Annotated in this window: 17 protein-coding genes and 1 pseudogene; 17 read left to right on the forward strand and 1 reads right to left on the reverse strand. The window is 55.2% G+C overall.

The annotated features are described in order from the left end of the window. The first annotated feature begins 211 nt into the window (after nucleotides 1-211). The 8 genes from JUE67_RS05825 (at nucleotide 212) to lepB (ending at nucleotide 9,848) form a co-directional block, all read left to right on the forward strand. Nucleotides 212-1,741, forward strand: a complete 1,530-nt coding sequence (locus JUE67_RS05825) for an ABC transporter permease/substrate-binding protein (protein WP_203626500.1) — start codon at nucleotides 212-214, stop codon at nucleotides 1,739-1,741. Further along, the gene (locus JUE67_RS05830; protein WP_203626499.1) at nucleotides 1,741-2,751 is read left to right on the forward strand and encodes an ABC transporter ATP-binding protein; all 1,011 of its coding nucleotides are present in this window, start codon (nucleotides 1,741-1,743) and stop codon (nucleotides 2,749-2,751) included. The genes JUE67_RS05825 and JUE67_RS05830 overlap by 1 nt, the downstream gene beginning before the upstream one ends. Then, the gene (locus tag JUE67_RS05835) at nucleotides 2,748-4,070 is read left to right on the forward strand and encodes a dihydrolipoyl dehydrogenase family protein (protein ID WP_203626498.1); all 1,323 of its coding nucleotides are present in this window, start codon (nucleotides 2,748-2,750) and stop codon (nucleotides 4,068-4,070) included. The genes JUE67_RS05830 and JUE67_RS05835 overlap by 4 nt, the downstream gene beginning before the upstream one ends. Nucleotides 4,071-4,801: 731 nt before the next feature. Beyond that, nucleotides 4,802-5,818: a tryptophan--tRNA ligase gene (gene trpS, locus JUE67_RS05840; protein ID WP_203637055.1), complete on the forward strand. Its 1,017-nt coding sequence runs from the start codon at nucleotides 4,802-4,804 to the stop codon at nucleotides 5,816-5,818. Nucleotides 5,819-5,910: 92 nt separating this feature from the next. Continuing rightward, nucleotides 5,911-6,501 (forward strand): LemA family protein, encoded by a 591-nt coding sequence (locus JUE67_RS05845; protein WP_203626496.1) that lies wholly within the window; start codon nucleotides 5,911-5,913, stop codon nucleotides 6,499-6,501. 17 nt (nucleotides 6,502-6,518) lie between these two features. Further along, on the forward strand, nucleotides 6,519-7,454 hold the full coding sequence (locus JUE67_RS05850; RefSeq protein WP_203626495.1) for a TPM domain-containing protein: 936 nt from the start codon (nucleotides 6,519-6,521) through the stop codon (nucleotides 7,452-7,454). A gap of 287 nt (nucleotides 7,455-7,741) precedes the next feature. Next, nucleotides 7,742-9,121: an MATE family efflux transporter gene (locus JUE67_RS05855; RefSeq protein WP_203626494.1), complete on the forward strand. Its 1,380-nt coding sequence runs from the start codon at nucleotides 7,742-7,744 to the stop codon at nucleotides 9,119-9,121. 187 nt (nucleotides 9,122-9,308) lie between these two features. After that, a complete protein-coding gene (gene lepB / locus JUE67_RS05860) occupies nucleotides 9,309-9,848 on the forward strand; it encodes a signal peptidase I (RefSeq protein ID WP_373300900.1) in 540 nt (179 codons plus the stop codon). 193 nt (nucleotides 9,849-10,041) lie between these two features. On the opposite strand, the gene JUE67_RS05865 is transcribed toward lepB, so the two are convergent. Beyond that, the gene (locus JUE67_RS05865) at nucleotides 10,042-10,962 is read right to left on the reverse strand and encodes an aldo/keto reductase (RefSeq protein ID WP_203626492.1); all 921 of its coding nucleotides are present in this window, start codon (nucleotides 10,960-10,962) and stop codon (nucleotides 10,042-10,044) included. Nucleotides 10,963-11,507: 545 nt separating this feature from the next. On the opposite strand from JUE67_RS05865, the gene JUE67_RS05870 reads away from it, so the two are divergent. The 9 genes and pseudogenes from JUE67_RS05870 to JUE67_RS05910 all read left to right on the forward strand — a co-directional run bounded on the left by JUE67_RS05870 (nucleotide 11,508) and on the right by JUE67_RS05910 (nucleotide 21,449). After that, nucleotides 11,508-13,034 (forward strand): Ppx/GppA phosphatase family protein, encoded by a 1,527-nt coding sequence (locus JUE67_RS05870; protein WP_203626491.1) that lies wholly within the window; start codon nucleotides 11,508-11,510, stop codon nucleotides 13,032-13,034. Continuing rightward, nucleotides 13,031-15,205: an RNA degradosome polyphosphate kinase gene (locus JUE67_RS05875; RefSeq protein ID WP_203626490.1), complete on the forward strand. Its 2,175-nt coding sequence runs from the start codon at nucleotides 13,031-13,033 to the stop codon at nucleotides 15,203-15,205. Before JUE67_RS05870 ends, JUE67_RS05875 begins: the two co-directional genes overlap by 4 nt. Next, nucleotides 15,198-16,131 (forward strand): annotated as a pseudogene (gene ppx, locus JUE67_RS05880) (exopolyphosphatase). The gene JUE67_RS05875 and the pseudogene ppx overlap by 8 nt, the downstream one beginning before the upstream one ends. 397 nt (nucleotides 16,132-16,528) lie before the next feature. Next, nucleotides 16,529-17,515: a DUF1002 domain-containing protein gene (locus JUE67_RS05885; RefSeq protein WP_125698356.1), complete on the forward strand. Its 987-nt coding sequence runs from the start codon at nucleotides 16,529-16,531 to the stop codon at nucleotides 17,513-17,515. A gap of 498 nt (nucleotides 17,516-18,013) precedes the next feature. Then, nucleotides 18,014-18,445, forward strand: coding sequence for a DUF2712 domain-containing protein (locus tag JUE67_RS05890; protein WP_203626489.1), 432 nt, complete (start codon nucleotides 18,014-18,016; stop codon nucleotides 18,443-18,445). Nucleotides 18,446-18,711: 266 nt separating this feature from the next. After that, nucleotides 18,712-19,374, forward strand: a complete 663-nt coding sequence (locus JUE67_RS05895; protein ID WP_203626488.1) for a hypothetical protein — start codon at nucleotides 18,712-18,714, stop codon at nucleotides 19,372-19,374. Then, the gene (locus tag JUE67_RS05900; protein ID WP_203626487.1) at nucleotides 19,361-20,164 is read left to right on the forward strand and encodes a hypothetical protein; all 804 of its coding nucleotides are present in this window, start codon (nucleotides 19,361-19,363) and stop codon (nucleotides 20,162-20,164) included. The genes JUE67_RS05895 and JUE67_RS05900 overlap by 14 nt, the downstream gene beginning before the upstream one ends. Continuing rightward, nucleotides 20,161-20,790 (forward strand): hypothetical protein, encoded by a 630-nt coding sequence (locus tag JUE67_RS05905; RefSeq protein ID WP_203637056.1) that lies wholly within the window; start codon nucleotides 20,161-20,163, stop codon nucleotides 20,788-20,790. The genes JUE67_RS05900 and JUE67_RS05905 overlap by 4 nt, the downstream gene beginning before the upstream one ends. After that, nucleotides 20,790-21,449: an ATP-binding cassette domain-containing protein gene (locus JUE67_RS05910; protein WP_203637057.1), complete on the forward strand. Its 660-nt coding sequence runs from the start codon at nucleotides 20,790-20,792 to the stop codon at nucleotides 21,447-21,449. The genes JUE67_RS05905 and JUE67_RS05910 overlap by 1 nt, the downstream gene beginning before the upstream one ends. Nucleotides 21,450-21,476: the final 27 nt, after the last annotated feature.

Here is a 21,476-nt window from a genome sequence, read left to right on the forward strand (position 1 = left end):
GGCCGCGGTGGGTTCGGTATGATTAGGATGACACGCCCGCGATTTGGGCGGGAGCAAGAGAGCGGACTTGTTACAATGGAAGAAACGGGTTGGCCGGCTTTTCAGCGGCTGGCGAAGCTGGGGAAGTCAACGGCCTGCGTGAAAAGTTCGGGGGCGTCGCGTTGACAGCTATGATATATTTAACTGTGTAAAAGTAAGCGGAGGCAGACACGTGAAAGACGTTTGGCAGACATTTTTGGATCAGCGCGGGGCGCTTGTGCAGCAGCTCGGCCAGCATATTGAACTCTCACTGCTCGCGCTGTTGGTTGCGGTGGTGATCGCCGTACCCCTGGCGATCTGGGCGCAGCCTCACAAGCGCGCGGCGAATTTTCTCCTGCAACTGACGGGGATCCTTCAGACGATTCCATCGCTGGCGGTGCTCGGGCTTTTGATTCCGCTGGTGGGCATCGGCAACCCGCCGACCTTGATCGCGCTGGTGATCTACGCACTCCTGCCGATTTTTCAAAATACCTATGTGGGCTTGGACGAGATCGATCCGGCGTACAAGGAGGCGGCCGAGGCATTTGGCATGTCGCGCTGGCGCAAGCTCGTCAAAGTCGAGCTGCCGCTTGCGATGCCCGTGATCATCGGCGGCATTCGGACCGCGATGGTGCTGATCATCGGCACCGCCACCCTGGGCGCGTTCATCGGCGCAGGCGGGCTGGGCACGATGATCATGACCGGCATCAACGCGAACATTCCCGCGATGACCTTCATCGGGGCGCTGGCCGCGGCCTTGTTGGCGCTGGCTTTTTCGGCGGGCCTGAGTGTTTTGCAAAAATTGCGGTGGCGGCAAGTCCTTCTTGTGCTCGGCGCCGTGGTCGTCGGGTTTGGCGGCTATGGCGTGTACCAGGCGGTGGCGGCGCCCAAGGATGAGATCGTCATCGCGGGCAAAATGGGCAGCGAGCCCAGCATTTTGATCAACATGTATAAACTGCTGATCCAGCAAGCGGATCCGAGCGTGCAGGTGACGCTCAAGCCGAATTTTGGCCAGACAAGTTTTCTTTATAGCGCGGTGCAAAACGACAAGATCGACCTCTATCCGGAATTCACCGGGACGGTGGTCACCAGCCTCGTCAAGCCGAGCAAGGCGCAAAACGCGGCGATCGCGGCGGGCAGCGATTCCTATCCGATCGCCAAAAGTCTTCTGAATAAAGAGGGGCTGACGCTGCTGACGCCGATGAAATACAACAATACTTATGCGGTGGTGGTCACGCAGGCCTTTGCCAAGGCGCACAACATCAAGACGATCTCCGACCTTGCGCGTGAACGCGGGCTGATCGCAGGCTTTGATGTCGAGTTCAACAATCGCCAAGATGGTTACAAGGGATTACAAAAATTATATGGGCTCTCGCTCAACGTGAAGACCATGTCCCCGGACCTGCGCTACTCCGTTATTCACAGTGGCAAGATCCAGGTCACGGATGGGTATTCGACCGATTCGCAGATTCGCCAATACAATCTGCTCGCCCTGCAAGACGACAAGAAGCTGTTCCCGATCTACCAAGGGGCGCCCCTGATGAAGGCCAGTTTTGCGGCGAAGCATCCAGCGCTGGTCAAAGCGTTGAACAAGCTGGGCGGCCGGATCACGGAGACCCAGATGCAGAAAATGAATTACGAAGTGAACGTGCAGAAGCGCTCGGCGGCCTCGGTCGCGAAGGCATTTTTGCTGAAGCAGGGCTTGTTGAAGGAGGCCAAGTGATGGGTGAGATGATCGAATTTTCCCATGTGACCAAGCAATTTGCCGACAACACCGCGGTGGCGGACCTCAACTTGGCCATTCGGGCGGGCGAATTGTTCGTGCTGGTCGGCACCTCTGGCTCGGGCAAAACAACGACACTGAAGATGATCAACCGCCTCGTTGCCCCGACCAGCGGAACCATCACCTTCGATGGCAAGGCGCTCGGTGACTTCAACCTGCGCCGGCTGCGCTGGGACATCGGCTATGTCCTCCAGCAGATCGCCCTTTTTCCTACCATGACTGTGGGTCAGAACATTGCCCTGATTCCCGAGATGAAAAAATGGCCGCGGGCAAAAGTCAAACAGGCCGTCGATGAGGGCCTGCGTTCGGTGGGCCTCGATCCAAAAACCTACCGCGACCGGCTGCCGAGTGAGCTGTCGGGTGGCGAACAGCAGCGCATCGGCATTTTGCGTGCATTGGTCGCACGGCCGCCGGTGATCTTGATGGACGAGCCATTTTCCGCGCTGGATCCACTGTCACGCACGCAGCTTCAGGACCTGGTGCTCGAGCTCCACGCGCGGCTGGGGATGACGATCGTGTTCGTCACCCACGATATGAACGAAGCCATGCGCCTGGGCGATCGCATCGCCGTCATGAAGGAGGGCCATCTCCTGCAAGTCGGGACGCCGACGGAAATTGCCGAGGCACCCGCGAATACGTTTGTCGCCGACTTTTTCGCCTCGGCGCAACGCTCCCCGCTCAGCGTGGCCGTCGCGAGCTTGGCGCCATATGGGACGGCAGTGGCCGAAGCGGGTGAGGGACCTGGCGACAGCGATGCAGCACAGCGGTCCGGCGCGTCCTCAGCAAAGTCAGCGCCTGTCGTTTCCGGCCAAATGACGCTCAGCGAGTTGTTGCCCGAGCTCGCCGAGTCAAATCACGTGACAGTGAAGGCCCAAGAAGGTAATTTTGAATTGAGCGCAAGTGCGGTCCTGCGATATCTTGCGGACAACGAGAAGGAGCAATCAAAATGAAACAATACGACGTGATCGTGATCGGCGCCGGCCCCGGTGGCCTGGCCGCCGCGTACCAGTTGGCCGACAGCAAAAAAGTGTTGGTGGTCGAGCGTGATCTGTGGGGCGGGACGTGTCCCAATGTCGGCTGCGACCCCAAGAAAATGCTGTATTCCGCCGTTCAGGCCAAGGACCAAGCTGGCCGCATGACGCGCGCTGGGCTGGAAGGCATTCCGGACATCAATTGGCCAAACCTGATGGCCTTTAAGCGCGGCTACACTGACACCGTGCCAAGCGGGACGTTGGCCGGCTTGAAAAATGCGGGCATCGATACTGTTCACGGGGCGGCCCGCTTCCTTGATCCGCGCACCGTGGCTGTCGCCGGTGAGACCTACCGCGCGACCAATTTTGTCATCGCCACCGGCCAAGCGCCAGCGCTGCCGAAAATTCCGGGTGCCTCGCTTCTGAAAACCAGTAGCGATTTTCTCAACCTCGATCAGTTGCCCATGACCCTCGCCTTTATTGGTGCCGGGTATGTCGCGCTTGAACTCGCGAACATCGCCGCGGCGGCCGGCGCGACCGTGCACCTGATCAATCACAGCGCCCGCGCGCTTCGCAGTTTTCCCGAGGACGCCGTGGCGCAGCTACTGGCCGCGATGAAGGACCGCCGCATTATTTTCCATGACAACGTGGCCCTGACCGGCGTCATCTCAAGCCCCCGCGGCGTGATTCTGCAGGCGGCCGATTTTTCCCTGGAAGTCCAAACCGCCTTTTCCGCCGTGGGCCGCGTGCCCGCTGTGACGCTGGGCCTCGGCGACGCTGGCGTCCAAGTCGGCGCCCGCGGCATTCAAGTGGACGACCACCTGCGCACCACCAACCCGCACATTTTTGCCCTCGGGGACGTGATCGCGAAAACACAGCCGAAACTCACCCCAGTGGCGAGCTTTGAAGGCCGCTACGTCGGCGCCACCATTCTGGCCGACCGCGGCCCCATCGACTACCCAGCCCAGCCAGTGGTCGTCTACGGCACCACCGAGCTCGCCCAAGTCGGCATCTCACTGGCCGACGCCGAAGCCGCCCCGGACCGCTACACCATCAACACCCAGGACGTCTCCCGCTGGTACACCTACAACCGCCTGAAAGACGACAGCGCCACCGTGACTGTCATCACCGACAAAGCAAGCGGCGAGATCGCAGGCGCCATTGTCGTCTCAACCATCGCAGAAGAACTCATCAACTACCTGACTCTCCTAATGGACACCCACGTCCCAGGAAAAGTCGCCGCCAAACTCATCTACGCCTACCCAACCCCGGCAAGCGACCTGCAGTATTTGGTGTAAGCAAAAGCGGACTGACTGGCGCGGGAGGCTGAGCTGGGAAGTTGCAGGCAGGCAAAGCAAAATGGGCAACGCTGGCGTACCACTTCACGCACAGGCGAAAATTGCGAAGTGCAAGTTCAAAATGCAAGTGCAAAGTTCGAAGTGCAAGTACAAGTTCGAAGTGCAAGTACAAGTTCGAAGTGCAAGGACAGTAAAACCAATAACGGCAGTGCTGGATGTGAGGGCGGGCGTCGGCCAGAAACGGCTCAGCCCCCTCGTCGGTGTTAGCGGCTGTGCCGCTTACACCGAAAGTGAGCTTTAAGACCGCGCACTCTGCGGGCTTAAAGTCACTTGGGAGCGTTCCAGCCAGTTTCTGGCCGACGCCCGCCCGGGGGAGCACCATGTGCGACACTCCGCATACTGCACTGACACGACACTTGCAATCGCACCCACAGTTGATTAGACTTTCAGTAGAAGCGATGCGCGTGATGAGTAACCGCCCCTGTGGCGTTCAGGAAGCTGCCTGCACTGAAACGGCAGCCGCCTGGTGCGGTGAATTGGCTCACGCAAGCGGATAAGGTGGGTGCGCCGTAAGCCAAAAGTGGCCGCGATCGCGGCAAATTAGGTGGTACCGCGCATGAGCCGTCCTATGTCTTTGACATGGGGCGGCCTTTTTTGCGAGATGCCCGCCCAATCCAGCCAATTTTCACCTCACCCCAACCGCAGTCGACAATTTAGGAGGAACTATTGATATGAGTAAAAAAGTGATTCTGACCGGCGACCGCCCAACTGGCCGCCTGCACATCGGCCATTACGTCGGCAGTCTGCAAAATCGCGTTAAGCTACAAAATTCCGGAGATTATGAAACTTATATCATGATCGCCGATACCCAGGCGCTGACGGACAATGCCCGCAATCCGGAAAAGATCCGCAATTCCCTGCTTGAAGTCGCGCTGGACTATTTGGCGGTCGGCATCGATCCGGCGAAGTCGACGATCTTGGTGCAGTCCGGTGTGCCGGCCTTGGCCGAATTAACAATGTATTATCTGGACCTGGTCACCGTGGCGCGGCTCAACCGCAACCCAACGGTCAAGACCGAGATCAATCAAAAGGCGTTCGGGGAATCTGTCCCGGCTGGATTTTTGATCTATCCCGTCAGTCAGGCCGCCGACATCACCGCCTTCAAAGCGGATACCGTGCCGGTCGGGGATGACCAGGAGCCGATGCTCGAACAGACCCGCGAGATCGTGCGCACCTTCAACCGGGCCTACAACACGGATGCGCTGGTTGAGCCTGAAGGGTATTTTCCACCAAAAGGGGATGGCCGCCTGCCGGGTATCGATGGCAACGCGAAGATGAGCAAATCGCTGGGCAACGGGATCTACCTCGCCGACGACGCCGACATCGTGCGCAAGAAGATCATGTCGATGTACACCGACGCAAATCACATTCATGTTGAAGACCCAGGCCAGATCGAAGGCAACGTCGTCTTCACCTATCTCGACGTGTTCGATCCGGACAAGGACAAAGTTGCCGAATTGAAGGCTCAATATCAACACGGCGGCCTCGGCGATGTGAAGATCAAGCGCTACCTGGTCGACGTGATGGAAAACCTGCTCGCGCCGATTCGTTCGCGGCGTGAAGAATACGCTAAGGACATGGGCGCTGTCGAAGATATTCTGAAAGCGGGCACGGCGCGGGCCAACGAGGTCGCCAACCAGACGCTGGAAGAAGTCCGCGAAGCCATCGGATTTAATTATTTTAAATAAATCATTTAGCTAAAATTATCATTCGTAAGACTGAGGTCGCAGCCGGGGCTCATGGTAAAATATAAGTATTCAGAATGGAGTGAATACGTTATATGAATACCATTAAAAAGTTGAGTCCGACTGCGATCACGGCCATCATCATCGGCGTTGTCGCCGTGATCGTCGCGATCTTCAGCATCTCCACTTATAACGACTTGGCCAAACAGGACCAGGCTGTCAAAGCGAAGTGGAGCCAGGTCGAGAACGTGATGCAGCGACGCGCCGATTTGATTCCTAATCTCACCGCGGCCGTAAAAGGGTCCATGAGCCACGAGACAAAGATCTTTGATGATATTGCGAAAGCTCGCCAAAATTATTACAATGCTGATTCCACCACGGCTAAGGCCAGCGCGGACAATGAGGTCAACAAATCCGTCGGCACCTTGCTGAATGTCATCTCCGAGAGCTATCCGACTCTAGCCTCCAACGACAACGTGAAGACCTTGATGACCCAACTTGAAGGCAGCGAAAATCGCATTTCCGTTGAACGAAAACGTTATATCGAGGCGGTTCAGGATTATAATTCAAGCTTGGTCACTTTCCCACGGAATTTGTTTGCTAATCTGATGGGCCTCAAAGAGAAACCGGAATTCAAGGCCGACCCAGAGGCGTATAACGTGCCGAAAGTGGACCTTTCTGAGTGAAGAAAGTAGGGATGGGGATGCACAAACGCAGATGGGGCTGGCTGGTCGCATTGATCGGCGTGATCGCGCTTTTGTTTGCGGCGACACCGGTCCATGCCGCCAGCAACCTCCCCGCTGACCCGCAAGACCACGCCTATTACGACGGCATCAACTTGCTCGACAGCCAGACGCGCCAGCTGATCGACCAGAAAAATAGTTTTTACAATGAGCAAAGCGAGCGGCCCCAGATCAAAGTGGCCGCCATCAAATCGACAGACGGCGAAGCGCTTGGCGAATACGCCCCGGACCTGTTTGAGAAATGGGGCATCGGGAAAAAGGGTGAGGATAATGGTGTCCTGATTCTTTACGCCGACAATGACGGCAAGCAGAACATGCGCATCGAAGTCGGTTACGGCCTGGAAGGGGAGCTGACCGACGCGCTGTCCGGCCAGATCCTCAACCAAAATCTCGACGACATCAAGTCTTCTAATAAGGCCGACGTCAACAAGGCGATTCGCAATGTCTTTAACGCGGTTGCAACGGTCATCGACAAAAAATACGATTATCCAAAAGATGATAATACCGTCAGCGATGACACCATGAGTGATTATGAAGAAACCAATGACGAGCCGTTCGGAGATTACGATGATGATGATTCAAGCAATGGTATTTTTACCATGGCGCTTGTGATCTTCCTGGTCGTGATCATCATCTCGATCTTTGGTGGCGGTGGTCCGCGTGGTGGCGGACGCCGGCGCGGCGGAAATTGGTGGCTGTTGTGGCTACTGTCGGATCTGTTAAGCAGTGGCAGCCGCTATGGCCGCTATGGTCGCGGCGGCCGTGGCGGTTTCAGCGGCGGCGGGGGCTTTGGCTCCGGTGGCGGCTTTGGTGGCGGCGGTGGATTCGGCGGCGGTGGCGGCGGCGGCTTCGGCGGCGGAGGCGGTGCCTCTGGCGGGGGCGGCGCCGATGTCTAACCGGGACCACGCCGGATGCTTTATCCAAGACGCAGACTGCGGAAGTGAACAGAGACGCAACGAACCGGATCAACGCGCAATGCAGGGCGTTGGGCCGGTTTTTGTTTTGCCTGCAGATTGGCCAAGCAGTTGAGCGGGTAGACCAGTTGCTGGTGGGGGGCGCCGATTTTCTTTACAGTTTGTCAACATCATGCGGCCAGACAGTGGGAAGCGGTCCCAAAGTGTGATACAGTATTTCAGATATGGACAGTCGCAGACGCGGCCGTCACGCGAGAGGAGGCTGCGCGTTGCACACGCTGACCAAGGGCAATCCCCTGAAACTTGTTTTCTTCTTTACCATTCCACTTCTGATCGGGAATGTCTTCCAGCAACTATACAGCTTCATGGATACGCTGATCGTTGGGCGGACCATCGGCAAGGCAGCGCTGGCCGCTGTCGGTGCGACGGGCAGTATCAACTTTTTGATCATCGGGTTTGCGCAGGGCACCACCGCCGGCCTGTCGATTCTGACCGCTCAGGCCTATGGGGCGCGTGATTATCAAAAGCTGCGCCGGTCCTTTGGCGCCAGCATCTGGATCTCCCTAGCGATGACCATCGTGTTGACCGCGCTGTCGGTCACCTTCACCCGGCCAATGCTGGAGCTGATGCAGACGCCGCCGGAGATCATCAACGATTCCGTCTCGTTCATCCGGATTATTTTCATGGGCATCGCGGCCTCGATGGCGTTCAACCTGCTCTCAAATATGATGCGCGCGCTGGGCGACTCACGCACGCCGTTGATATTTCTAGTCATCGCAACGATCATCAATATTATTTTGGAATTGATCTTCATCCTCGGCCTGCACTGGGGCGTGGCCGGCGCCGGTATCGCGACCGTGAGCGCCCAAGTCATTTCGGCGCTGCTTTGCTGGTTTTATATTCGCAAACATATTCCGCTTCTCGTGATTCGAAAAGAGGATCTGAAATTTGATTGGGCGAATATTCGCCACCACATCGCAGTCGGCCTGCCAATGGGTTTTTCCATGTCCATCATCGCGATCGGCTCCGTCATTTTGCAGATCATGCTCAACACCCTGGGCACCGACGCCGTTGCGGCTTACACCGCGGCCGGCCGAATCGACCAGCTCGCGACACTGCCGGCCTCCTCATTTGGCGTGACCATGGCGACCTATGCCGCCCAGAACCTCGGCGCTAAGGAGTACGGCCGCATTCGCAAAGGGGTGCATCAGACCCTGATCCTGAACGTGGCGATCTCCGCCGTGCTTGGGGCGTTGATCATCATCTTTTCCAAGCCGCTGGTCAACCTGTTCCTTGGCCCGAACCAGCCGCACGTCACCGCGCTGGCCCAGATCTACTTCAAATACAACGCCAGCATGTATTGGCTCCTCGCAATTCTGTTCACAATGCGTAATCTGCTTCAGGGCCTCGGCCACACCTTGGTCCCGACCGTCGCTGGCTTCTTCGAACTGATGATGCGCTCCTTCGCTGGCCTGTTCCTCGTGTCGCGCCTGGGCTTCACCGGCGCGTCCATGGCCAACCCGCTCGCGTGGATCGGCTCCGTCTTCGTGCTCGTCAACGTCTACTTCCGCACCATGAAGCACATCCGCCAGAAACAGGATGAACAAGCCGGCAAGCTGGAGGAGGTGCCAAACGATGACCAAGGATAAAGACAAGCAGTCAACCAAGCCGACCAAGGGAAAACAGAGCGCCCAAGCACCCACCGACGCCGCCCAAACGGCAACACCGAATCAAGCGGCCACTGCGGAAAGTGCCACAAGCGGCCACCATGCCGCCGCGCCGTCTGAATCCGCTAAAAAAGGCGGCGGCCTCCGCGACCTCTTCAAGTGGGTCGGCATCACCATTGTGTTTGTCGCCATCGCCGTGTTGGGGGTGCAATATTTGACGACTGAAGTGATCGGTAACGATACCGTGGTCGGGACCTCGATGAACCCGACCCTGGCGCCCGACGACAAGGTGATCATCTTGCGCCATAAAAAGATCACCCGCAACGCGATCGTTGTCCTGGACGCCCCAGATGAACCGGGCAGCTATTACATCAAGCGTGTGGTCGGCTTGCCGGGTGAGACCGTCGAAGTCAAAGACGAAAAGCTCTATATCGATGGCAAGCAAGTCGCCCAGCCGTATCTGAATGACGCCTTCATGCGCCAAGCCGTCAAAGCCTGGCAGACGACGCACGACACGGTCGGCCAAGGCGTCAGCTTCACCGACAACTTCAAGCTGAAAGAAAAGGTGCCAGCCGGCCACTATTTTGTGCTCGGCGATGATCGCCGTGTGTCGCATGACAGTCGGGACTTCGGCTTCGTCAAGAAAAGTGCGATTCGCGGCGTGGTGGCCTTGCGCTACTGGCCACTCAATCACATGAAGTTCTTCTGATTCGCACCGAAATTGTCGGCGAAAATCGACGTCAAACCCGCACCACAACTGAGCTTAAGACGACGGTCGCCGTTTTTTTCTTCTATTAAGTAGGCAATACAAACAGGCATCTCACACTAGGCCGCAGCCCAGCGTGAGATGCCTGTTTGGTTCCTGACCGATCTGGGGGAATCGGGGAACTATTTTTGCCAAATCACGGCAGATTGTTGCCAGCCGCGAAGTAGACGTCGTACCATTCTTGCTTGGTGAGCTTGAAGTCGGCCGCTTCGGCGATCTGAGCGATCCGGTCCTTGTTCGTGGTGCCCGCGATGACCTGGAAGGCGCCTGGAATGCGCAGGATCCAAGCCGCTGCGATCGCGTTGACGTTCGTGTTGTACTTGTCCGCCAAGTCATGCAGCTTCTTGTTGAGTTCAGGGAACTTCGGGTTGTCGATGAAGACGCCTTCGAAGAATCCGTACTGGTAAGGGCTCCATGCCTGAATGGTCATGTTGTGCAGACGGGAGTATTCAAGAATGCCGCCGTCGTGATCAATGGAGCGCTCGTCGGACATGTTGACGTGAATGCCGTTGTCGATCATGCCCGTGTGCATCACGCCGAATTGCAACTGGTTGGCGATCAGATTCTGCGGCACCGCCGACTGCAACAACTCAACTTGACTCGGGTTGAAGTTCGACACGCCGAATTGACGGACCTTGCCGCTGTTTTGCAAGGTGAGGAAGGCTTCCGCGACCTCATCAGGCTCCATCAGTGGATCTGGCCGGTGCAGCAGCAGGACGTCAACATAATCGAGGCCCAGCCGTGCAAGTGACCCATCGACCGCTTCAAGGATGTGTTCCTTGGAAAAATCGTAGCGTTGGCCCGGCACAATGCCGACCTTCGTCTGCACGATCACATCATCGCGCGAGAAGCTGGCTTTCTTTAATGCGGCGCCAAAAAGCGACTCCGCCTTGCCACCATCATAAATGTCGGCATTATCAAAAAAGTTGATACCCGTATTATAGGCTGATTCCAAAAGTGCAACGGCACCGTCTTCATCAAGTCCAGTAATACGCATCACACCTAATGCGACTTCAGAGGCCTTAAGCCCGGAGCCGCCAAGATCGATCTGACGCAAAACAATCAGCTCCTAACTGTGTTTGTTTATTGGATCCATTGTCTAGCGTAGCATATTGCCAGCCGCCATGAAAGCGCACACGGCTGGTAAATTGGACCAGAATTTCGCGGGAAATACGCACGGAAATTACTGTGGTGGCGTGGCTTCTCATTGGTTGGCTGCGCGTCATGTGAGGCTGGTTTCTGGATGGGCCTGCCTGGCGAAATAGAGAACAACGATTGTGACGCCATCACACGATTGTTGCGGCCGCACCAGGGCACGCCTCTTGCAACGTCTGGACTCGGGGTCCGCAGATCTTGCCGACCCCCAGGATGCTTGAGATCAAGTTGTGTGATGGCGTCACACCGATGTGGACTTCTTTGGCCCAAGTTGCAAATATGAAACTCGTTTTACCAAAATATTGACAATGACTATTTTTTTCACTCGTTTAAGTAACCTCGTACAAGCTTGTCATCTCTAAGCGCTTTTCGGTTCATGAACAGCCTTCTGCGTGCTATGATTAAAGCGCAAGAGTCGCAGATACGACAGGAAACGAGGAGAGAAAGATGGCATCCGAGCAAGGGTTTATCGTGATCGGCGCGCAGAACATTTTTTTCAGCATCACGAATTTGCGTCATCTCGAAGAAGTAGAACGGGGACAGTATCCAGTGCCGATCGGCGAGGATATTTTTGCGACGAAAGAGATTCAGCCTGAGACCGTGGACACCGCGGTCGATGCGCTACAGGCGATCTTCCAGCTCTTTCGCGATTATGGGGTGCATCACTATGACGCGGTCGGCAGCTACAGCTTTTTTGAGGCGGCAAACGCCCAATTCGTGGTGGATCAGCTGTATAGCCGCACGGGGCTGATGGTCGCGCCGCAGACCTTGGCACAGGAGTCGTTTTACCGGACGCAGGCGGTGTTCGCGCGGTTCCCGCATTTTAAGGAGATCATCAAGGACGGCACGGTGCTGATCGATATTTCCTCTGGGTCGGTGGAGCTGACGGCGTTTCGCAATGGCAAATTCGGATTTTCGCGTAATTTATCCATTGGTCCCCTTCGCGTGTTCGAGGTGATGAGCGACGTCCAGGCGACCGTGCCGAATTATGTCGATGTCCTCCGCGACTATATCGACAGTCGGCTGCTGGATTTCATGCGCCTGTTGCCCCGAGATGTGCATTACACCAACGTGATCTTGATGGGCAGCGCGCTCAGCTTGTTTGAACGGCTGATTCCGGTGGGCGAGGCCACGGTCGAAACGGATCGTGAGGGCTTTGACCTCATTTATAATGAAGTCACGCATGCCTCAGATCAGTATCTCAGCGACGAATATGATCTGCCGATGAGCCAGACGTCGCAGGTGTTGCCGACGGTGCTCCTGCTGTATCGTTTGATCAAAAATCTGAACAGCGACAAGGTCTGGATCTCGAACCTCAACCTGCTCGATGGGCTGGAAGTCGACCGGGCCGCAGATAAGGGCTTCATGCACGCGGGCTTTGACCCCGACGAGGAGATCGTGGTGTCGGCGCAAAATCTGGCCGAGCGGTACCGGGTCGATCCGAAGCACCGCGATGCCACCGTCCAATTTTCCCTGCAGCTGTTTGATCGGTTGAAAAAGTTGCACGGCATGGGCAAACGGGAGCGCCTGTTGTTACAAATTGCGGCGACCGTCAATGACGTGGGCAGTTATATCGATACGCATCATCACTTTATTCATTCCGAGTATATTATTCAGGCGTCCGAGCTGATGGGCCTGACCTCGACCGAGCAAAAAATGGTCGCGACGATCGCTCGCTATCATTCCTCGGATCAGCCGCAAACGGATCTGTCGGATCTCGCGGAGCTCAATTCCGCGCGGCGCCTGACGATCGCCAAACTCGCGGCGCTTTTGCGGGTGGCGGACAGTCTGGATGCCTCCCGCCAGCAAAAGATCGAGTCGCTGCGGGTGTCGGTCAAGCCGGATGAGGTGTTGTTGACCGCAACGGCCAATGACGATGTGGAACTGGAACGCTGGACGCTGGCGCGCAAAGGCCGCTTTTTCGCCGCGGTGTTTGGACTGCCAATTGAACTGAAAGGGCGGACACAAGCATGAGTCAAAATCAGATCGCCGCAACTTATACGAAACCGGAATATTATACCAACCGGGAGCTGTCCTGGCTCGCCTTTAATGACCGCGTGCTGGAAGAGGCCCGTGACCACGATAACCCGCTGCTGGAGCGTGTGCGGTTCCTCGCCATTACGCAAAGCAACCTGGATGAATTTTTCAATGTGCGGGTCGCATCGCTGCGGAAAATGGTGGCCGTTGGGTATCTTGAGCCAGATGCGGCCGGCATGACGGCGTCCCAGCAACTGGCCGCGATCGCGACGCAGGCCCATGCGATGGTGGATAAGCAATACACCACCTGGACGCGCTCGCTGCGGCCGCTGTTGGCGGAGCTGTCGATTCAGCTGAAAACAGCTGAGGAGCTGAGCCCAGCCCAGGCGGATTTCATCGATGATTATTTTCATGAAGAAGTTTATCCCGTCCTGACTCCGATGGGCGTGGACCCGACGCGGCCGTTTCCGTTTTTGGCTAACAATTCGCTCAACCTGGCGCTGCGTGTGGAGCGGACCGAGGAAAAAGAGGCGGATAAGGGTCGTTCGTTTGCCTTGGTGCAAGTGCCGGATGTGTTTCCGCGAGTCGTGCGGCTGCCTGATGCGCCGAATGATTTTATCTTGCTGGAAGACGTGATTCGGCATTATGCGCAGGAGCTGTTCGTCGGCGCGACAATCAGGGAAACGGCGCTGTTCCGCGTCACGCGGGACATGGATCTGGATGTGGCCGAGGAAGACGCGTCGGATCTGATGAAGGAGATTCAGTCCCAGCTGAAAAAACGCCAGCGCGGCAAGGTCATGCGGCTGGAGATCGACGCGGGGATGAGCAAATACCTGAAGAAGCGCCTGACGCGCGGGCTGGACGTTAAGGACGACGCCGATATTTATACGATCAAGGGGCCGATCGACTTGAACATGCTGAACAAGCTGGTCAAGGGCGTGCAGGGCCACGAAGATGAGCTGTATCCGCCATACACGCCGTATCTGAATCCGGCGCTGATGGCAGGCAGCCTGTTTGATCAGATCCGCGACCACGACATTTTCATGCAGCATCCATACGACAGCTTCACGCCCGTGGTGGAATTCATTCGCCAAGCCAGCGTGGATCCGGCGGTGCTTGCGGTGAAGATGACGCTGTACCGCGTTTCCAGCAAATCACCGATCATTTCCTATTTGAAGCAGGCCGCGGAAAATGGCAAGCAGGTCACCGTTTTGGTCGAGCTCAAGGCGCGGTTTGATGAGGAAAATAATGTGCATTGGGCCAAGGAGCTTGAGCGTGCCGGCTGCCATGTGATCTATGGGCTGGTCGGCTTGAAGACCCACAGCAAGTTGGCCCTGGTGGTGCGCCGCGAAGAAGGGGGCATCCGCCGCTACATGCACATGGCGACCGGCAATTACAACGACGTCACGGCCCGCGTGTATACCGACATGGGCCTGTTCACGGCGAATGCCGAAATGGGGGCGGATGCGTCCAATATTTTCAACATGTTGTCGGGCTTTGCGGAGCCAGCGTATTTTCACAAATTGGTGATTGCACCACTGGGCATCCGCGAGTTCCTGGTCGACCAGATCGAAGGCGAGATCCGAGCCGCACAAGCCGGGCGCAAGGCGCAGATCCGGATGAAGATGAATTCGCTCAGTGATGCGGACATGATCGCCGAACTCTACAAGGCCAGCGCCGCCGGGGTGCAGGTCGAGCTGCTCGTCCGCGGCATTTGTGATCTCAAGGTCGGCATTCCGGGCATTTCGGAAAACATCACCGTGCATTCCATCGTCGGCCGCTTTTTGGAGCACAGCCGGATCTTCTATTTCTTTGCGGATGGCGAGGCGCGTGTGTTCCTGTCGTCGGCGGATCTGATGAAGCGCAACTTGAGCCGGCGCGTGGAGCTGTTGTTCCCGATCTTGCAGGACGATGTGCGCGAACATGTGCTGTCGATCTTCGACACGCTTTGGCAGGACAATGTGAAAACGCGTGTGCTTCAGCCGGACGAAACCTGGGAGCGCGTCGATCGGCGCGGGAAAGTCTTGCTGGCGGCGCAGGAGACGTTTTTGCAAGAGGCTGCCGCGAAGATCAAACACCTGGGCGACCTCACCGAGGCGGACGACCCACGCCAAACAAGGCGGTTCACCCCGATGAAGGCCCCGGAAGACGAGGCGGACAATGACTGAAGCCAAGCATTTTGCCGTGATCGACCTCGGCAGTAATTCCGCGCGCCTGACCGTGTGGGCGATCGACGCGGCCAATCAGCCTCGCGAGATCGTGCGCCTCAAGGAAATGGTGCGCCCTGTCGGAAGGCATGGGCGAGGAAAAAGTGTTACAGCCGGCCGCCATGGCGCGCACTATTGCGGCCTTGGCTGGCTTCCAGCAACAACTTGCCACCTTGCCCAATGTCACCTTGCGCGCCGTGGCCACAGCGGCGGTCCGCCAAGCGGTGAACCAGAAGGAGTTTCTTCGCCAGGTCAAAAAGACGACCGGAATCACCATCACCGTCATCACCGGCGACGAGGAGGCCACGCTGGATTACACCGGCGTGATCAACACGATGCCGATTCAAAACGCCCTGATCATGGATACCGGCGGCGCGTCCACCGAATTGATCCTCGTGCAGGAGCGAAAACTTCGCCAAGTCATTTCCCTGCCATTTGGCTCGGTCAATCTCTCGGAGCGTTTCTTGTCCTCCGACGTGGTCTCGGCCGCCGAGCTGTTTGACCTCGTCACCTTTGTGGAAAACACGCTGAATGGCGTCTGGTGGTTGCGCAAGGCCCAGAATTTGCCGATCGTCGCGCTGGGCGGCTCAAACCGGACCCTGGCGAAAATTCAACGGCGACGCGAGGCCTTTTCGAACTTTGAAGACATCCACGGCTTCCGCATGTCAACGACCGCGGTGAATGCGATCTTCCGCGACGTTTTGACGAAAAACCTGACCGAGCGCCAGGCGATTCCGGGCCTCGCCCGCGAACGCGCCGACATCATCATCGCCGGCCTGATTCCCGTCGTCACCATGATCCGCTACCTGGACTGCGACCGCCTGACCTTCTCCCAATACGGCCTGCGCGCAGGCACACTTTACAATTATCTCAATACCCCAGCATAAGAAGCAGTTAAGAATACGCCGGCCCCTAGGGAAAAGGGACCGGCTTTGTTATAACTAGGGTGCGGAGGCCCGCGGGATGGTGGGGCAGTTAGTTCGGCCTGGGTGTTTGATGGCGCACTTTGCCATCAGGCGACCGGGACGACTAAATGACCCCACCATGCGCACCGGAGCCCAACTGGAAAAGGGTGCGGAGCGCGGCGTTCAGGTCTGAGCAGCTAGTGCGGCCTGGGCGCGAATGGCGCACTTGGCCATGCGGGCCGAAGCCCAACTGGAAATCGCAGTCCCGCGCAAGGCCCAACTCAGAGGCCAACACCTCCGCAATAACCCCCCAAAACCCCAATCGACAAATCCCGCTCTCTCTATTTTCCCCAATAACGTACACGAATGGAGTCAAACAATGAAAAAACTATTCTGCTTCGCCGGTGCCTTGGCACTTGCAGTTGGCGTTTTCGCCGGCCGCACCGCAACGGTAAAAGCTGCTGATACGACTTGGCAGCCGGTCGCCACGCTTGGGGTCTCGTTGACGGACGCCCAGCGCAGCGGCACGCTGTCCACGCTGGAAAAGGCGGCCGGCCTCTCATCGCCGACCACGCTCACGGTCAACGGGAGCACGCTGGTCAAATACCTCAATCCCTCCGGCAGCACCTTCACCGCCAATTCCGGTGTGTGGTCCAGCGCGCTGGTCCAGAAGACGTCCACCGGCGGCATCAACGTGACCATCGTGCCGTATGATGGCAAGAACAACATCACCACGATCACCGAGGACCAGTACCGCAACGCCGCAGTGACGGCCGGCGTGACGAACGCCAATCTGTTCATCACGAGCGCCACCCCGATCGACGGCTCAGGTGCGCTGGCGGGCGTGTATGCTGCCTTCGCGGAAAATGGGGAGACGCTGGATGCCAGCCAGATCAACGCCGCCCAGGATGAGGTCGATACCTTGTCCAAGATCACCGACGCCAACAAGGATAAGGACGGCTATTCGGACAAACTCCTCAACAACGCCGTCGCCGGCATGAAATCCGATATGGCCAGCCAATCCAACAGCGGCAGTCAGACCTTGTCGCAAAATCAGATCGGCAACATCGTCGATTCCCAGCTTGAGAAAAATAATCTCGGGACGATCATCAACAACAATCAGCGCACCCAGATCATCAATTTACTGGTGACGATTCAAAAGTCCGGCGCGCTTCAAAGCAGCGGCTTCAAGCAGCAGGCGGAAAAACTTGCCGACAGCATTCAAGACAGTGCCAAGAGCTTGTTCTCAGATCTCAAGACCAAACTCAACTCCGAGGACACACGCAATTTCTTGCAAAAAATTTGGGATGCGATCGTCGATTTCTTCACCAGTCTGTGGAATTGGGTCGTGGCACAGTTTAACTAAAGCAAATCAAAAAAGATGTTGCTTTATCATGGCGGGACAACGTTTGCGCAATGCAAATATTGTCCCTTTTTGGATTGAGAACTCTATGTGTGTGGGTGGACCCAACGACAAACCGCAAAGGTCAGAGGTGTTCAAGACAGTAGGCGGCTTGGAAGAGGATTATCACATGAGCTATTTCGGCTATCATACGTCAACTTTTGAGATTATAATTTTTAATAATTGGGTAGTGTATAACGTTCTGATAAAAACGTCATCTAGGGTGCAGATTGTAGACTAATATTATAGAAATAAAAATAGGAGAATTTGTGGACCGAATATTGATTGACCGAGGCCATGATAACGGTTACAATATGCTTAACTATATGTGATGTAGCCATACTGAATACGGGCATTCAGTAAAGGGGGGAATGCTGGCGAAAGATGGGTGGTCATGTCCTTGCACATGTCTTTTTGTCTCGAGTAAGAAAGGGAGAAGTAAGTATGTAGAAAAGTTTGCTAATGATCTTTGGTGCGCTCTTTGCTGGCGCTATTGCGATCCAAGAAGTGGCAACGCCTGTGTCTGCCTTCACTGATTATACGATTGGCGTTCCAGCAACGACCAAGACTGCAAAACCGAATAGTAAAGATTTAAATAATCCGGAGATGGTTTCTAACCCTGCGAGATCTTTCGCTGTATGCGTACTTATGACCACTGAAGGTAGTGGCAAAGGCACTATCACAACCCTTTGGATGGAGTATCAAAATGCGACGATCAACACATCCTATGGCGCAAACGACAAACAGTCGAACGAAATAGAATATCAGTTGCGCGCGCACAAAAACCAGGGTTTGATTAAGGGGACCTGGCATAATGTAACTGCAGAAAACAATAATTATAGCGCAAAGGCATTTGTTGCAAAAGGCTGGTGGAGTGCGGATAACTCAAAATAAGGGGATATTTTGAGTATACTGGTTCATGGTCTTGGGAATTGAGCTAACTGGACTGGTATCTTTGCAGTCAAAATTTTGTCGTGGAGGTGCTTGGCACGGTAAAGCTCTGTGCTGAGTGCCTTCTTTATGTTGGAGGGGATCAAATGCTTCGCAGCTTGGGTTATCGTTTTTTTTATAGCTACCGAGTGTACATATTTCTATTGCTCGTGCTTGTTCTAGTGTCATATGACGTTGTGCTTAACATTGGCAACTTTAGAGGAGCCCCTTTGCTTGAGCAGCGAATGTTACTGTCTTCCACGTCTCAGGGACATATTGTTGTCATCGCCTTGTTCTGGGTCTATCCGCTCTATGTCCTGTTGGTGTCAGGTGAACGGGTCTTATTGGAACAGCACCAAGGCATTGACCTGATTGAGAAGACGCGCTTACGTGATCGCAAAACAATCGATCTAAGCGGCCTTGTTGAAAGCAGCTGGACTGCGCTGATCGTCTGCCTTGGACTTCTAGTTAATAGTGCGCTGGTCCATCTTCTTATCCATGACGTCGCAGGGCCAAGTAAGGTCGACAAGCAATTTATGGACATGATCGAGCTCTTTAAAAGCTGGCATTGGATGGGCCACTGGGTGTTTACCCATCCTGCATCCGCTTATCTCGTCTATGTCTTGCTTCTATTCTTTATCTTGACCGCGATTGGCTTTTTTACATTAAGCCTGATTCGGTGTTTTCCAGATCGCAAAATCGCGTACCCAATCACCTTCATTTACTGGTTAGCTTGGTGGTTCACGCCGCTTGACTTATCGATGGCGATGCAACCCTTCACGGAATATGGCTTGAGCTACGCGGTGACCACGACTGGGCTTTTCTGTGGATTGACATTATTACTGGCCTTCGGGGTCCTTTTCGTTCGGAGGTGGCATAATGATCAGATATGATCGACGAAAATTTGGTATCGCCGGTATCCTGCTCATGTTGATCTTCATTGTGATGGCGTATAACGGCTACCAAGGTTTTGGCACATTTTGGCCCGCAGTCTTGAAAGCAAAAATAGAAACGGATAAAGTCGCTTGGATGCAGTCGCTTAGTTTGGGGTTTGTTTGGGTGTCGGCACTCGACTCGCGGGTCCATGGCATCTTTCTTGCTTTGATCTTTGCGCTCTCCATTGATGTCGTTGGTGTCGAGACAACAGATATTTGGATCGCGAGGCTGAGCCGGCGGGCACTGCTCACGCGTGATACGAAGCGCGCCATGCTGCTTGTGCTACTTAATTCTGTGATGATGATGGTCCTGCTTGTTGTTGAGACCGCACTCTGGTATCCCATTGCTTTCGACAACCTTGGGAATTTTCTTATCAACTTGGTAATTGTTGGTGCCGGGTTTACAGTCTTTTATCTTTTCGTTGCGATTCTGGCCCAGACTTGTCGCTATCTCTTTATGTCAAGAGGGCTCGGATTCGTCGCGTGTGCTTTTTTCTTAGTAGGAGACTTTTACCTGCCGACAGTTTTTCATATTAACGAGATGTGGTCTGCTACCAACATTTTGGACACTTTATATCTCTACACTTTGAATCTACGCCCACAGAATGGTTTCGTCCCATCGCTATCTCAACTTGCTGATCCGGCCGCAAATGCTGGGTTTTTGTTGATCGTCATCGTTGCGTTAGTCATTGCCAGAAGAGAGATCGTTTTGCATCGCGATATGGTCTTCACGGAGGAACGCAAATGAAACGCAACTTCTTAATCTGCTGGCTTGTTTTGCTTGGCTATCTGGGACTACTTGAAGTAAGCGGCCTTGGTGCGCACACATATGGTGATAAGATCAGCGGTGTTTCGTTCTATGGCAATGCGGGCTACCCGGCCCTGTTGGCATTTACTTTTCAGGCCATGTTTACGATTCTGATATTCGATCGATCGAGAGAGTTTTTTTATCACCGCAACATTGTTCAACTCGTGAGGTATCGCTCACGAGTTCAGCTATTCTTGCGTCTGGTGCGCAATAACATTCTCGCAATTGTCTTACTCGATGTGGCACTGGCGGCTTGTAATTGGCTTGTTTATCCCGCAACACCAAGCAGGGGAGTGCTTCTTCAACTCCTGATACAGATGAACGGGTTATGCCTCTATGGGCTCGTCCAGACAATTCTTGAACTTAAAGTCTCGTCGACGTTTGCCTTGATAACAACTATGATCGGTGCGGCGGCTTTTGAACGGCTTAATTGGCTGCCGTCCCAACTCATTCACACAAGCCGGCTCACTGCCAACCCTGGAACGACATTGATTGGCGCCGCGATAGTGCTGATCTTGCTAGTTGTGCTTGGGGCGTCGCTTATTCGCAAACAGGAGATTGTGTAATGAAAATACAAATTGAGCATTACAACAAAACGATTCGGCGCCACCAGGTTCTCGAAGACGTGTCGGCGACATTTGTCTCTGGCCACGTGTATGGGCTGTACGGTCGCAACGGGAGCGGGAAAAGTATGCTGCTACGCGCGATCAGTGGGCTGATTCGGCCGACAAGTGGGAAGATCATGATCGATGACAAAACGTTGGGCGTTGATTTTGATTTTTCAGAGAGCCTCGGTTTGATCATTGAAAGCGTGCGGCTTCAGCCCTCATTTACGGCCCAACAAAATCTCGAGATTCTTCGCGACATTCGCAAGACCGCAAGCGATGAAGATATTCGATGGGCCTTGGACGCTGTAGGGTTAGCCGATTCGAGTCAAGTCAAGGTACGCGAATTTTCCCTTGGGATGAATCAGAAGCTCGCGATTGCTCAGGCAATCTTTGAACATCCCGCCATTCTACTGCTAGATGAGCCGACGAATGCACTGGATTTTCAATCTGTCCGAGAATTTCAAGATCTAATCGCGAAGTTGCGGGATCCAGACCGCATCATCATTGTGGCTTCGCATGCAAAGGAGGATCTATTGACCATTGCGGACCAGTTCCTCGAAATGGATGCGGGGCATCTCTCAGTTCGGCAGCGCGATGATCTGGCCATGTTAGCGTAGGAGTCTGATTCATCAAGCTTTCAAGAG

Source organism: Lacticaseibacillus mingshuiensis (assembly GCF_016861785.1).
Classification (GTDB): domain Bacteria; phylum Bacillota; class Bacilli; order Lactobacillales; family Lactobacillaceae; genus Lacticaseibacillus; species Lacticaseibacillus mingshuiensis.

Bases quoted from the DNA above. Each gene is read 5' to 3' on its own strand.
- JUE67_RS05830 (WP_203626499.1), top strand. From the start codon at position 1,741: ATGGGTGAGATGATCGAATTTTCCCATGTGACCAAGCAATTTGCCGAC.
- JUE67_RS05835 (WP_203626498.1), top strand. From the start codon at position 2,748: ATGAAACAATACGACGTGATCGTGATCGGCGCCGGCCCCGGTGGCCTG.
- trpS (WP_203637055.1), top strand. From the start codon at position 4,802: ATGAGTAAAAAAGTGATTCTGACCGGCGACCGCCCAACTGGCCGCCTG.
- JUE67_RS05845 (WP_203626496.1), top strand. From the start codon at position 5,911: ATGAATACCATTAAAAAGTTGAGTCCGACTGCGATCACGGCCATCATC.
- JUE67_RS05850 (WP_203626495.1), top strand. From the start codon at position 6,519: ATGCACAAACGCAGATGGGGCTGGCTGGTCGCATTGATCGGCGTGATC.
- JUE67_RS05870 (WP_203626491.1), top strand. From the start codon at position 11,508: ATGGCATCCGAGCAAGGGTTTATCGTGATCGGCGCGCAGAACATTTTT.
- JUE67_RS05875 (WP_203626490.1), top strand. From the start codon at position 13,031: ATGAGTCAAAATCAGATCGCCGCAACTTATACGAAACCGGAATATTAT.
- JUE67_RS05885 (WP_125698356.1), top strand. From the start codon at position 16,529: ATGAAAAAACTATTCTGCTTCGCCGGTGCCTTGGCACTTGCAGTTGGC.
- JUE67_RS05890 (WP_203626489.1), top strand. From the start codon at position 18,014: ATGATCTTTGGTGCGCTCTTTGCTGGCGCTATTGCGATCCAAGAAGTG.
- JUE67_RS05900 (WP_203626487.1), top strand. From the start codon at position 19,361: ATGATCAGATATGATCGACGAAAATTTGGTATCGCCGGTATCCTGCTC.
- JUE67_RS05905 (WP_203637056.1), top strand. From the start codon at position 20,161: ATGAAACGCAACTTCTTAATCTGCTGGCTTGTTTTGCTTGGCTATCTG.
- JUE67_RS05910 (WP_203637057.1), top strand. From the start codon at position 20,790: ATGAAAATACAAATTGAGCATTACAACAAAACGATTCGGCGCCACCAG.